This is a genomic window from Xenorhabdus sp. TH1, from assembly GCF_037260955.1.
Lineage (GTDB): Bacteria > Pseudomonadota > Gammaproteobacteria > Enterobacterales > Enterobacteriaceae > Xenorhabdus > Xenorhabdus griffiniae.
In genome coordinates, this window is the sequence record NZ_CP147734.1 from 3,117,544 (window position 1) to 3,131,038 (window position 13,495).

At 41.7% G+C, this 13,495-nt stretch carries 12 protein-coding genes; 9 read left to right on the forward strand and 3 right to left on the reverse strand.

What is annotated here, in order from left to right; translation table 11 throughout:
- Positions 1–52: 52 nt before the first annotated feature.
- The 4 genes from serB to WDV74_RS13610 all read left to right on the forward strand — a co-directional run bounded on the left by serB (position 53) and on the right by WDV74_RS13610 (position 5,762).
- Positions 53–1,030 (forward strand): phosphoserine phosphatase, encoded by a 978-nt coding sequence (gene serB / locus WDV74_RS13595; protein WP_338883319.1) that lies wholly within the window; start codon positions 53–55, stop codon positions 1,028–1,030.
- Between the two features lie 39 nt (positions 1,031–1,069).
- The gene (gene radA / locus WDV74_RS13600; RefSeq protein WP_338883320.1) at positions 1,070–2,452 is read left to right on the forward strand and encodes a DNA repair protein RadA; all 1,383 of its coding nucleotides are present in this window, start codon (positions 1,070–1,072) and stop codon (positions 2,450–2,452) included.
- 687 nt (positions 2,453–3,139) lie between these two features.
- The gene (gene nadR, locus WDV74_RS13605; RefSeq protein WP_338883321.1) at positions 3,140–4,366 is read left to right on the forward strand and encodes a multifunctional transcriptional regulator/nicotinamide-nucleotide adenylyltransferase/ribosylnicotinamide kinase NadR; all 1,227 of its coding nucleotides are present in this window, start codon (positions 3,140–3,142) and stop codon (positions 4,364–4,366) included.
- A 667-nt stretch (positions 4,367–5,033) separates the two neighbouring features.
- The gene (locus WDV74_RS13610; protein ID WP_338883323.1) at positions 5,034–5,762 is read left to right on the forward strand and encodes an ATP-binding cassette domain-containing protein; all 729 of its coding nucleotides are present in this window, start codon (positions 5,034–5,036) and stop codon (positions 5,760–5,762) included.
- 168 nt (positions 5,763–5,930) lie between these two features.
- On the opposite strand, the gene ettA is transcribed toward WDV74_RS13610, so the two are convergent.
- A complete protein-coding gene (gene ettA / locus WDV74_RS13615) occupies positions 5,931–7,598 on the reverse strand; it encodes an energy-dependent translational throttle protein EttA (RefSeq protein ID WP_338883324.1) in 1,668 nt (555 codons plus the stop codon).
- Positions 7,599–7,778: 180 nt separating this feature from the next.
- Between ettA and WDV74_RS13620 the strand changes: the two genes are divergently transcribed.
- The 4 genes from WDV74_RS13620 to trpR all read left to right on the forward strand — a co-directional run bounded on the left by WDV74_RS13620 (position 7,779) and on the right by trpR (position 11,036).
- Entirely contained in the window at positions 7,779–8,024 is a 246-nt protein-coding gene (locus WDV74_RS13620; RefSeq protein WP_338883325.1) for an AbrB/MazE/SpoVT family DNA-binding domain-containing protein, read from the forward strand.
- Positions 8,024–8,374: a type II toxin-antitoxin system PemK/MazF family toxin gene (locus WDV74_RS13625; protein WP_338883326.1), complete on the forward strand. Its 351-nt coding sequence runs from the start codon at positions 8,024–8,026 to the stop codon at positions 8,372–8,374. Before WDV74_RS13620 ends, WDV74_RS13625 begins: the two co-directional genes overlap by 1 nt.
- A 364-nt stretch (positions 8,375–8,738) precedes the next feature.
- On the forward strand, positions 8,739–10,658 hold the full coding sequence (sltY, locus tag WDV74_RS13630; RefSeq protein WP_338883328.1) for a murein transglycosylase: 1,920 nt from the start codon (positions 8,739–8,741) through the stop codon (positions 10,656–10,658).
- A gap of 54 nt (positions 10,659–10,712) precedes the next feature.
- A complete protein-coding gene (gene trpR, locus WDV74_RS13635) occupies positions 10,713–11,036 on the forward strand; it encodes a trp operon repressor (RefSeq protein ID WP_338883329.1) in 324 nt (107 codons plus the stop codon).
- Positions 11,037–11,118: 82 nt separating this feature from the next.
- Here trpR and yjjX read toward each other — a convergent pair whose 3' ends face one another.
- Positions 11,119–11,646: an inosine/xanthosine triphosphatase gene (gene yjjX / locus WDV74_RS13640; RefSeq protein ID WP_338883331.1), complete on the reverse strand. Its 528-nt coding sequence runs from the start codon at positions 11,644–11,646 to the stop codon at positions 11,119–11,121.
- A 54-nt stretch (positions 11,647–11,700) separates the two neighbouring features.
- On the opposite strand from yjjX, the gene gpmB reads away from it, so the two are divergent.
- The gene (gene gpmB / locus WDV74_RS13645) at positions 11,701–12,348 is read left to right on the forward strand and encodes a 2,3-diphosphoglycerate-dependent phosphoglycerate mutase GpmB (protein ID WP_338883332.1); all 648 of its coding nucleotides are present in this window, start codon (positions 11,701–11,703) and stop codon (positions 12,346–12,348) included.
- Here gpmB and robA read toward each other — a convergent pair.
- Positions 12,345–13,226 (reverse strand): MDR efflux pump AcrAB transcriptional activator RobA, encoded by an 882-nt coding sequence (gene robA, locus WDV74_RS13650; protein WP_338883333.1) that lies wholly within the window; start codon positions 13,224–13,226, stop codon positions 12,345–12,347. The two genes, gpmB and robA, sit on opposite strands and share 4 nt — an antisense overlap.
- Positions 13,227–13,495: the final 269 nt, after the last annotated feature.

The window sequence follows — 13,495 nt, forward strand, 5'->3', positions numbered from 1 at the left end:
AAAGCGCTTTTTACCTGCACCAAATTATATGGAATTACAGGAGTCGATGTTCATGTCTAATAATCTGGCCTATCGCTACTTACCGGATGAGATCCATAAATGGCCCGGATTACCCTTATCCCTCAGCGGCGATGAAGTCATGCCACTGGATTACCGGGCAGGAGATAGTGGTTGGTTGCTGTATGGACGTGGTTTGGATAAACAACGTATCAGCGAATTCCAGCACCGATTGGGGGTAGCCATTGTGGTCGTCTCTTCATGGCGAATCGATGATTATCAGGTTGTCCGTATTGCCGGTAGCCTTTCACCTCGTATTAAACGACAGGCAGATGAATGCCGTTTAGATGTCGTTCCCTTGGGGCAGATCCCTCGACTCCGCTCGCCTGGCTTATTAGTGATGGATATGGATTCTACCGCTATCCAGATTGAATGCATTGATGAAATTGCCCGCCTGGCTGGCGTTGGTGATAAAGTGGCGGAAATCACCGAACGGGCGATGCAAGGCGAACTGGATTTTTCAGAAAGTCTGCATGAGCGAGTTGCTCAGTTGGCAGGCGCCGATGTATCAATCTTGCAACAAGTAATGGAAACACTTCCTCTCATGCCAGGGCTAACCAGCCTAGTTCGCAAATTACAATCATTGGATTGGCACGTCGCAATTGCTTCCGGTGGTTTTACTTTCTTTGCCGATAATCTTCGCCAGCAACTACGCCTTTTTGACGCAGTCGCCAATCAATTGGAGATAAAAGATGGCAAGCTAACCGGTAAGGTCAAAGGGCCAATTGTCGATGCAAAATACAAGGCAACTACGCTGATAAGATTGGCAAAAGCACTGGACATTCCTCTGAGCCAAACCGTTGCTATTGGGGATGGTGCCAATGATCTGAAAATGATCCGCAAGTCAGGATTGGGAATAGCCTATCATGCTAAACCAAAAGTTTACGCCCAGGCCAAAGTTGCTATCCGACATGCAGATTTAATGGGTGTCCTATGTGTGTTGAGCGGTGGTTTGAAACATGAAGAACGCTAATGCTCACAGGAAAAAGTGATTATATTGAGGGAGTACAAAGTGGCAAAAGCAGCAAAACGGGCATTTGTCTGTAACGAATGCGGTGCGGATTACCCTCGTTGGCAGGGGCAATGTACCGCATGCCACGCATGGAATACCATTACGGAAGTGCGTTTAGCCGCAGCTTCATCATCCCGTAATGAGCGTTTCAGTGGCTATGCCGGAAATGCTGGAATCAGTAAGGTACAAAAACTCTCTGATATCAGCCTGGAAGAACTGCCTCGTTTTTCAACAGGGTTTAAAGAGTTTGACCGTGTACTCGGCGGTGGTGTGGTTCCTGGCAGTGCCATTTTGATTGGCGGTAATCCTGGTGCGGGGAAAAGTACCTTGCTTTTACAAACCATGTGTCAGCTATCAACCCAGATGAAAACCCTTTATGTAACAGGGGAGGAGTCATTACAACAAGTAGCGATGCGAGCACATCGGCTGGGTTTGCCGGCAGATCACTTGAATATGCTATCAGAAACCAGCATTGAGCAGATTTGTCTGATTGCAGAGCAAGAACAACCTAAACTGATGGTGATTGATTCAATTCAAGTCATGCATATGGCAGATATCCAATCGTCACCAGGCAGTGTTGCACAAGTCAGGGAAACTGCCGCCTACCTGACACGGTTTGCCAAAACCCGTGGCGTTGCCATCATTATGGTTGGACATGTAACAAAAGATGGCACGTTGGCAGGCCCCAAGGTACTCGAACACTGCATAGACTGCTCCGTCATGCTGGATGGTGAAACGGATTCCCGTTTCCGCACCCTGCGCAGCCATAAAAACCGCTTCGGTGCCGTTAATGAACTCGGTGTATTCGCAATGACCGAACAGGGGTTACGGGAAGTCAATAATCCTTCCGCCATTTTCCTGAGTCGTGGCGATGAAATTACTTCGGGCAGTTCGGTCATGATTGTCTGGGAAGGTACTCGTCCTCTACTCGTTGAAATTCAGGCATTAGTCGATCATTCCATGATGTCAAACCCACGTCGCGTAGCCGTAGGTCTTGAACAAAACAGGTTGGCTATTCTGCTTGCCGTTCTGCACCGACACGGCGGGTTACAAATGGCTGATCAAGATGTTTTTGTAAATGTAGTAGGTGGGGTAAAAGTAACGGAAACGAGTGCTGATCTAGCGTTATTACTTTCTCTGGTTTCCAGTTTCCGTGACCGGCCTCTGCCCCGTGATCTGGTGGTATTTGGAGAAGTGGGACTGGCAGGAGAAATTCGTCCCGTTCCCAGCGGACAAGAACGCATTTCAGAAGCAGCCAAACACGGTTTTAAACGCGCTATTGTTCCCTATGCTAACATGCCGAAAAAATCACTACCTGACATGAAAGTATTTGGCGTCAAAAAACTGGCTGATGCGTTGTCTGTTCTGGATGATCTGGATTAAGATACTATCCTTTATTCCTTTTAGGTCTATACGCATTAAACTTCAAGTTGCCATTGGCAACACGCTATGAAACCTGATTTCTCCCCGCTTCACGGGGAGAAGTCACACGCATATTGAAGTTAGATTGGTATATCTATCCAATAGAACTTGAAATCTATTAACCTACTAATTAAGAAGAGTATTTTCTCACCAACCATCGCATATCAAACAAGAAAAATAATAAATTTTGGGTAAATATTTTTATTCATTCTGTTTAAATAAAACACAAAATAGTTAATCACTATATTATTTAAATTTTTTCTATTCTTACACATGATGTTATTTATATATACGCATTAAACTTTAAGTTGCAATTTATAACATTAAATGAAACCTGATTTCTCCCCGCTAAGCGGGGAGAAATCACACGTATCTTGAAGTTAGATTGGTATAACTAATAAATCCAGATAGCCTGTTTAATGAAAATTGAACAGACGCTGTTGTCATTCACTTTTATTGTTTAACTACCAATTTAGCATGTGATTATTTTATTTAAGATAAATAGCCGATTATCCAATTTTAAATATTTATTATAGTTAAGATAACGGAATTTAATCTCAAACAATCAATAAACAACCAATTTTGTTTTTACCTTTCACAACAAGCATGTTACTTTGTTTAGTATACTAAACATATAGAGAGGGTATTATGGGACAATTTGACTATTTAAAAGAAGCAATCAAACAGGCTGGTTACACGTTACAGCAGGTTGCTGATGCCAGCGGAATGACCAAAGGCTATCTAAGCCAACTTATTAATGACAAAATAAAAAGTCCTAGCGCACAGAAACTGGCTTCTCTTCACCAATATCTAGGGTTAGCGTATCCTATGGAAAAGAAAACCGTCGGAATTGTGTTTGGTAAATTTTACCCATTACACACTGGGCACATTTATTTGATTCAGCGAGCATCCAGTCAAGTTGATGAGCTACATGTTGTTCTTTGTTATGACGAAGTGCGTGATCGTGAATTATTTATCAACAGTTCGATGTCTCAACAACCTACTGTAAGTGACCGTTTAAGATGGTTGCTGCAAACATTCAAGTATCAGAAAAATATTCATATCCATGCGCTTAATGAACAAGGAATGGAGCCTTACCCAAATGGCTGGGAAGCGTGGAGTCAAAGCGTTAAGTCGTTCCTGGCAGCAAAAAACATTAATCCTAATTATATTTATTCCAGTGAAGCACAGGATGTTCCTCGTTATAAAGAATACTTTGGCGTTGAAACTGTGCTCATCGATCCACAACGCTCATTCATGAATATTAGCGGCAGCCAAATCCGCCAGGCGCCTTTCCGTTACTGGGAATATATCCCTACAGAAGTAAAACCATTTTTTGTGCGTACAGTGGCTATTCTTGGCGGAGAATCGAGCGGAAAATCGACATTAGTGAATAAACTGGCCAACATGTTTAACACTACCAGTGCATGGGAATATGGACGCGAATACGTATTTTCCCATCTGGGAGGAGATGAAATGGCTTTGCAATACTCAGATTACGATAAAATTGCATTAGGCCATGCTCAATATATTGATTTTGCAGTTAAATACGCCAATAAAGTGACATTTATTGATACTGATTTTGTGACAACGCAGGCATTTTGCAAACGCTACGAAGGAAAAGAACATCCTTTCGTTCAGGCAATGATTGATGAGTATCGATTTGATTTAGTTATTCTTTTAGAAAACAATACACCGTGGATCGCAGATGGTTTAAGAAGTTTAGGCAGCAAGCAAGATCGAAAAGAATTTCAACATTTGCTAGAACGTTTGTTGAAAAAAAATAATCTCGATTATGTCCGTGTCGATTCACCAGATTATGATCAGCGTTTTCTACGTTGCGTTGAGCTGGTTCAACAGATGTTAATGGAATAACAAACTTTTTTATATAAAATAGATTACACTGATATTATTAGCACAACTAATTGATAGTTATTTATTATTTAGTGTAATCTTTGTCTTTTTATATTTACCCTATTTTAACAATGAGTTAAATGTTTACTTTGGTTATTTTCACAGATGTAATAAGATAGATTGTGATAATAATATTTTTTGATACTTTAATTTTCCTGTTTTGACTTGAATTACAGAAAAATAAGTCATTTAATGAATGGACCTATTGATTTATTTATATAAAATTTATTAGTTACTAACAAACCCACAAATATTCTAGGTATTTATATTGATAACGGAGGTAAAGAAAAATAGCAGAAAAGTATTAACGGAATATAAAGTGACTTTTTCTCTTATTATGAAAATGGAATAAAAATAAAAGAATTTATGCTATTTTTTCGACGTTGGTTTAAGCATAATTCATTAATGTTTTTGATTTTTATCCCAAGACTAAGAAACATCCCATTCATGAGATACTCATTGTAAATAATAATTGACATAAGATGAGTATCCTTAGTAAATATGTTTCACATGTAGACTATTTTTACTCGAACAATATCATAGGGATATCAGTATTGTTACGAATGAATTTAGACAGCATATGTTTAAGGAAAAAGCTTTAATCTTCTAACCTAATTGTGTTGAGAATATGAACTTAAATCAATTTAAATCGATTGAGGTTATCAATATTTCATATGGTTTAACTGATGCAACAGTTAATCATGAAATGATTTCAGATATCACATTTTCTATTATACCAGGTGAAATTACTTTGATAACAGGGCCAAAGGCATCGACTAATCGTACAATGTTGTCGATTGCATCGGGTATGTTACAACCAGATCAAGGAGATGTATTAATTAATAATAACAAATTGAAACTAATGAATGATGTTGAATTAGGAAAATTTCATCATGAAAATAGCGGGTTTATTTTCCAAGATTTCAACTTATTTAGCGAACTCACTCTATTAGATAACTTGTTATTATCAACGTCTTATGGATTATCACTGACTCGCGAGCAAGCCGAAAAAATCGCACAAAAATCGCTGGATATTGTGAAGTTAGGCGATAAAAGCCGTTATTACCCAGGAGAGCTGTCTGAAAATGAGAAACAATCGGCTGCAATGGCAAAAGCCATTGTCAGAAGACCTGAATATTTATTTGCAGATGATCCAACACGCAATTTAGATCATCAGGTATTTCAGACATTCATTAATATCTTTAAATTTATTGCCCACGAGCAGAAAGGTACGGTTGTCATTGCCTCCCAAGATAAACGCCTGATGCAACATGCAGATAGCGTTATCACTTTAGCAAGTGGAAAGGCAACTAAGACTTATGAATCCATGCTGAATCAACGAGTTTTAGTGTCGTAATGACAATGAGTTATATCAATCTAACTTCAAGATGCGTGTGATATCTCCCCGCTTCGCGGGGAAATATCAGGTTTCATATAATGTTGTCAATGGCAACTTGAAGTTTAATGCGTATAGTTACTATCAATAAAAAAACGGCCTAATATTAGGCCGTTTTTTCTGCCAGGCTTACTTGCTGATCTTTTTATATTTAATGCGGTGAGGCTCTAGTGCTTCCGCTCCCATAGTCCGCTTTTTGTAATCTTCGTATTCGCTGAAGTTTCCTTCAAAGAAGGTAACTTTACCTTCATCCTGATAATCAATAATGTGTGTTGCGATACGGTCAAGGAACCAACGGTCATGGGAAATAACCATCGCACAGCCTGGGAATTCCAGCAGGGCATTTTCCAATGCACGCAAAGTTTCAACGTCTAAATCGTTAGTTGGTTCGTCAAGCAGTAACATGTTGCCGCCAACTTGCAGCAGTTTAGCTAAATGCAGACGACCACGCTCACCACCAGACAATTCACCAACACGCTTGCCTTGATCTACGCCTTTGAAGTTAAAGCGACCCACATAGGCACGGCTCGGAATTTCAAAGTTACCAATGCGCATAATGTCTTGGCCGCCAGAAACTTCTTCCCAAACGGTTTTGCTATCATCCATGCTATCGCGGAACTGCTCAACAGAAGCTAATTTAACCGTTTCACCCAGTGTAATTGAACCAGAATCTGGCTGCTCCTGACCGGACAACATACGGAACAGCGTTGATTTACCTGCACCGTTCGGGCCGATGATCCCAACAATAGCCCCTTTTGGCAAAGAGAAATTCAAGTTGTCGATCAGTACACGATCACCATAAGACTTGGTTAGATTGGTGACTTCCAGCACCTTGTCCCCCAAACGTGGGCCAGGCGGAATAAACAATTCGCTGGTTTCATTACGTTTCTGGTAATCAACACTATTCAGTTCTTCAAAGCGCGCTAAACGTGCCTTGCCTTTTGCCTGACGTCCTTTCGGATTTTGGCGGATCCACTCAAGTTCTTTCTCAATGGATTTACGACGAGCCGCTTCTGACGCCGCTTCCTGTGCCAGACGTGCATCTTTTTGTTCCAGCCATGAAGAGTAGTTGCCTTCCCACGGAATACCTTCACCACGGTCAAGCTCCAAGATCCAACCAGCAACGTTATCAAGGAAGTAACGGTCGTGGGTGATCGCAACCACTGTGCCTTCATAATCGTGCAGGAAGCGCTCCAGCCATGCGACAGATTCAGCATCAAGGTGGTTAGTGGGTTCGTCAAGCAGCAGCATGTCTGGTTTTTCCAACAACAGCTGGCAAATCGCTACACGACGGCGTTCACCACCAGACAAATGTTCAATCTTCGCATCCCATGCAGGCAGACGCAAAGCATCAGCCGCTCGCTCAAGCTGATTATCCAGATTGTGGCCGTCATGGGATTGGATAATCGCTTCCAGTTCACCTTGCTCTTTTGCCAGCTTATCGAAATCCGCATCTGGATCAGCATAAGCAGCATAAACTTCATCCAGGCGAGTCAACGCATTTTTAACTTCGCTAACAGCTTCTTCCACAGCTTCACGAACCGTATGTTCAGGATTAAGCTTAGGTTCTTGCGGCAGATAGCCGATTTTAATACCCGGTTGTGGACGTGCTTCTCCCTCAATATCTTTATCAATACCCGCCATGATGCGCAGTAAAGTAGATTTACCAGCACCATTGAGGCCGAGAACACCGATTTTTGCTCCAGGGAAAAAACTCAGAGAAATATTTTTCAGAATATGCTTTTTAGGAGGAACAACTTTTCCCACACGATGCATACTATAAACAAATTGAGCCAATGTAGTTTACCTTTTGATTATCTGCTTAATGGATCTGGTATTGTACGACTTCTTTTTAACTTGCCAACTGAGGAAGTTGGATCTTTCTCGCTGTAATCACTGTCCTGCCTTTTTTATCACCTTGTCGTTCTCACAGATAGAAGTATATACTATGTATAAACGTTCATAGTGGAGGTTTGTATGTCTACTGCCATTAAAAAATGGGGAAATAGTCAAGGAATTATTATACCTACCCATATCCTCAATCAGGTTGGTCTGAAAACCGGTGAAGCGCTGGATATGCAGGTTGATTCTGGAAAAATTATTTTAACCCCAAAGAGAAAAAGGAAAATCTTCTCTGAGAGTGCGCTGCTTGCGGATATTAATGAGCATAATTCTCATGCGGATGAATTAGCAACCACGACCAGCACGGAGTTAGGTTCATAATGTATCCTTACTTACCTAAAAGAAATGACATAATTTTCCTTGATTTTGAACCCGTTAAAGGAAAAGAGATCGGTAAGTACCGACCGGCACTTGTTCTTTCAAGTGAGGAATATAATAAAAAAACTGGGTTAGTCATGATATGTCCAATTAGTACAAGTATCCGTGGTGGAATGACTGAAGTGCCAGTAAATAATCTGGCAAAAGCAAGCGTTGTTGCTGCAAGCCTGATTCAAACATTGCCATGGAAAGACAGGAAATCCCAGTTTGTAACTGAAGCTGAAGCCGATGTGATGGACGAGGTTTTGGCTCGATTGATTTCATTGATTGGCGCAAATCATTTTTTTGAATAACCTAACCCGACTCATACGGATTTCTCTTTTCTAGTGCCGCTTAACTGCGGTTTTATTGCGTCTCAATTTTAATATGCCGCAGTTCCTGCTGGGATCCCGCACGCCTGGAGCAAATGAATTTTGTCTTTTGATTAAAAAATCGTTTGTATTTATCGAGCCTGGATGGTGTATTTTACCTATCCAATTATAAAATAACACTTTTTCAGCGTTTTCCATTTGGTATGACAATTGTAATAACTCATACCAATAATATGATTATAATTACATAACATCTTAACAATTCACTTGGACAACGCACCTGAGCAAGCATTTAGACACAGGGCATTTGGACACTGATAGTAGTCTTCCGAAGGGGTACGTGGGAATGAGTAAGTGGCAGCATTTCATTACGGCTGTGAGTATGGTTTCTGTTGTTACTGGAGTGGCACATGCCGATTCTCTGGATGACCAACGTCAACGATATCAAGCAATAAAGCAGGCATGGGATGCCAAAAATAGCGCGGAAGTGGCACGTCTGATGCCAACGCTGAAAAATTATCCCCTGTATCCCTATCTCGAATATCGTCAATTATCTCAGGATCTAGCAACGTCCACACCTCAGCAAGTTCAGCACTTTATTAATACTCACCCTACCTTGCCACCAGCACGTTCGCTAGCATCACGATTTATCAATGTGCTAGCAAACAATAATGATTGGCGCGGCATCTTGGCATTCAGTCCCAACCCACCAAATACCGTTGCAGAACGCTGTGATTATTACTTTGCGCAATGGGCCACAGGACATCAACAAGTCGCCTGGCAAGGTGCCCAAGAAATTTGGCTCAATGGCAACGCATTACCTGGTAGCTGCGATAAACTACTCACTGCCTGGGAGCAAGCTGGATACCTGTCTACCAATTTAATTTTACAGCGTATCGAATTAGCTATGAAAGCCAATAACACCACACTGGTTACCTATCTTGCCAAACGCTTGCCATTACGCTATCAGGGCTTGGGTACGAGCTTGCTGAAGCTGCAACGTGATCCAAAATTAATTGAACAGTTTGCCACAACTACCACACCAACCGACTTCACCCGCTCAGTTACCATAACGACCTTTTCTCAATTTGTCCGCATAAATGCTGAACTTGCCAGAGCAAGCATCCCTACCCTTGTCCACGCACAAAAGATGAATCACGCCGAGCAACAACAATTAAAAGACATCGTCGCATGGCAATTGATGGGAAACGTCACACCAGAGCAGACAAAATGGCGGGATGATACCATTCGTGACTCACACTCTATCAAATTGATTGAAAGGCGTGCCCGCTTGGCACTGAGGGATGGTGATCATTCTGGGCTTGAAGAATGGATTTCGTTACTGCCACAAAAAGTGTTGCAACAAGATGAATGGCAATATTGGCATGCTATTATTTTGCTCAATCAAGGGAAAAGCGCAGAAGGCAACGCGATATTACGTAAGCTGACCGAACATCGTGGTTTTTATCCCATGGCGGCAGCCCAGAAATTAGATATTTCTTATCCTCTGACCATCAACAAATCAGAGAGGCCAGATCTTTCCATCACCACTATGCCGGAAATTAAGCGCATACGGGAATTACTGTATTGGAATATGGATAATTTGGCACGCTCAGAATGGCTCCTCCTGGTTTCTTCGCAAGATCGCGTGAAACAAGAAAAGTTGGCTCGTTATGCATTTGAGCAGCATTGGCCCGCATTCAGTGTACAAGCTACCATTGCGGGAAAAATGTGGGATCACCTTGAAGAGCGTTTCCCGATGGCATGGCAAAACGAATTTGCAAACTTCACATTAGATAAAAATATTTCACAAAGTTACGCCATGGCAATTGCCCGTCAGGAAAGTGCCTGGGATCCACAGGCTCGTTCTTCCAAAGGAGCCACTGGATTAATGCAAATCATGCCAAAAACCGCCGAGCATACCGTGAAGAGTAAGAAAATTCAGGGTTATGTCAACAGCAATCAATTAATGAACCCGATTACGAATATTGAAATTGGTACCGCTTATCTGGAGTCTGTCTATCAGCGTTTTGGCAATAATCGTATTCTTGCTAGCGCCGCTTATAATGCCGGCCCTGCAAATGTTGAGCGTTGGTTAACTAATACCGCTGGAAACATTGATCCCATCGCCTTTATTGAAAGCATTCCTTTTGCGGAAACGCGTACTTATGTCAAAAATGTTCTTGCCTACGACATGTTCTACCATAATTTTATGGGGAAAATGTCAAATGTACTGACAAGTGCTGAATGGCAAAGACGTTATTAATTTAAAATAAATATGGTATGCTGCCGTACTAGTTAAATAGTATGGCAGCTAATTATGACACAAAATCATTTGATTGATCCGGCACTTTCCCCAGAAGGTAGTGATGACTGGCTCAATTTTGTCGAGTTGTTAAAAGAAGCGTTTGAACAAGATTTGCAACATTCTATTTTGCAGCTATTATTGACTCCCGATGAGCGTACAGCTCTGTCAACGCGGGTTCGGATTGTTCAGGAATTAATGCGTGGGCAAATGAGCCAGCGCGAACTGAAAAATGAGCTAGGCGTTGGTATTGCAACAATTACACGTGGTTCAAACAGCTTAAAGAACGCACCAGCTCATGTTAAGAAATGGCTGGAGGATCAGTTACTAACTGATTGATAATAGCTACGATAAAATCACAAATGAAATAATTCAGTGGGGGCATCTAATCCTACCCCCACACAACTAAGTATCGTAAAAATTAGTTACTCAACTCTTTGTAAATTTCATGATGGATAGGCACAAGAGCCAGTATCAAAGCTTGATGATAAACGCTGGTACGCGTCAGGATACCATGGGTGAAAAAGCCAATCGCACCACCTTTCTGCTTGATATTATCGACGCCAGTTACATTCGCCATTTCATGGCCAAGTTCGCGTCCTTTACGAATACCTTCCAAGACTTTTTCTGGCAACATCAGACTAGCAGAACGCGATTCTCCCCGAATTTGTTTATGTTCAACAACCATCCAGGCAAACGTCATGTCATCTTCAATTCCTGCTTCAACCCCAACCCAGAAATCAGCTTCTGGCCGGACTTGGCGAGCAGCCATAACTCGATGACGTGCGCCTGTGCGAGTTTCAGTATTACCAATGGGTTGCTGAGGTACACTACTATCTACATTTACATCTTCTATATGATAGGTGCCTGGGCCAAAAACATCATCGAATGCAAGGCTAATCGCTTTTATCTTCGCAGGGTTAGTTGTTGCTGCAATAACGTGGTACATATAAATAAATTATCCTTTGAACTATTTCATGATGCAGTATAACGGAAAATAACTATGTTACAGGTCTATCTTGTTCGTCATGGCGAAACCGAATGGAATGTGGCTCGCCGTATTCAGGGACAATCTGACAGTCCTCTGACTGAAACTGGCCGACGTCAAGCTCACTTGGTCGCGCAGAAAGTTAAATCAGAAAACATTACCCATGTTATCACCAGTGACCTTGGTCGGACACGCCAAACAGCAGAAATCATCGCTCAAGCTTGTGGCTGCGACATCATACTGGAACCACGCCTGCGAGAGTTAAATATGGGTATTCTGGAAAATCGCGAACTGACTTCCCTCACACCAGAAGAAGAATCTTGGCGTAAAAGTCTTGTGGATGGTACACCAAATGGGCGGATCCCAGAAGGTGAGTCGATGCATGAAGTGTCTACTCGTATGCGTGCCGCACTGGAAAATTGCCTTAACCTGCCTGCAGGTAGCCGCCCACTGTTGGTCAGTCATGGAATAGCCCTCGTCAGTTTGATCGGCTCTATTCTGGGCCTTCCCGCTAACTCAGAACGCCGTCTACGGTTGAGAAATTGTTCCATCTCACGGGTAGATTACCAGGATAGCCCATGGCTGGCCCCAGGTTGGATAGTTGAAACAACGGGCGATATCACTCATCTGGATATGCCCGCCCTGGATGAATTACAAGGTTAACGTTCAATTGGGATGAGATACTCAAATTCCACAACATGGTTTTGTGTCTCATTCCCAAGATTTTTCCTTTCAAGATTAGTGAGGTAATATCGCTCGACATCATATCCCTTTCTGCGAGTTATATTTAGTGTAGGCAGACAAACGCCATAAACTGTAAAGAGAAATTCTTGTAACTGCTCTTTATCACCAAAATAACTAAATGAAATATAATCCCCACTCGGCAAGACGACTGGACGGCTATCTTTGGTATCAAAGGTAGCATATTTTGGCTCTATAGCCGTGGTATAGAACACCGTTTGTTCATCTTCATTCTCCATACAGGGGGCTGTATGGTATAACCCATAAAGTCTCGGTGGTAATACCTCAGCATTCTGTAGATAGTTAATCCAAAACTCATAACGCATATTCTTGCAATCTTCTGACCATTGCTCAAGCGTGTAACTGCAAGTATGCTCAGTGCCGATAAGTGATTTCTCTTCCAATGTGACAAATTTGTGCTCTGGCAGAGGTTTGTTATCCAGCAAGATAGGGGGACATATTCCTTTTGCACGCCACTCTTCACTTCGACGATAGGCTGCCGGCGTTCGGTCAAACTGTTTTTTGAAAGCTCTTGTGAAAGTTTGCTGAGAATCAAAGCGATATTGCAAGGCAATGTCCAAGATAGGACGACTGGTTAAACGTAATGCAACGGCAGCTCTGGATAACCTTCTCGCACGGATATAAGAACCTATTGCCTGGCCTGTTACCTCCTTAAACATACGCTGCAAATGCCATTTGGAGTAACCTGCTTTTGCTGCAACGTTATCAAGAGACAACGGACGATCCAGATTATTATCTACCCAATGCAGCAAGTCCCGAATGATGTTGGTTTGATCCATACATCTCCCTCAGTCATTAAGACAAAAAGAAAATTATACAAATGTAAAATAACTTATTTGATTGAAAAACAAATACTTTTCTAAAAAAGGATATTCTCTAATTTGATCAATAATCAACACCTATACTTTTCCCAAAATATACCTATTCCAGAAATAATTACCCTTTATTACTGTTACTTAATGAAAGTAATTCCGCGTGTACAATTATGCTAAGATTATTCCATTAAGAATATTGATTGTTACATTGATGCTACCAACAAACCATCAAT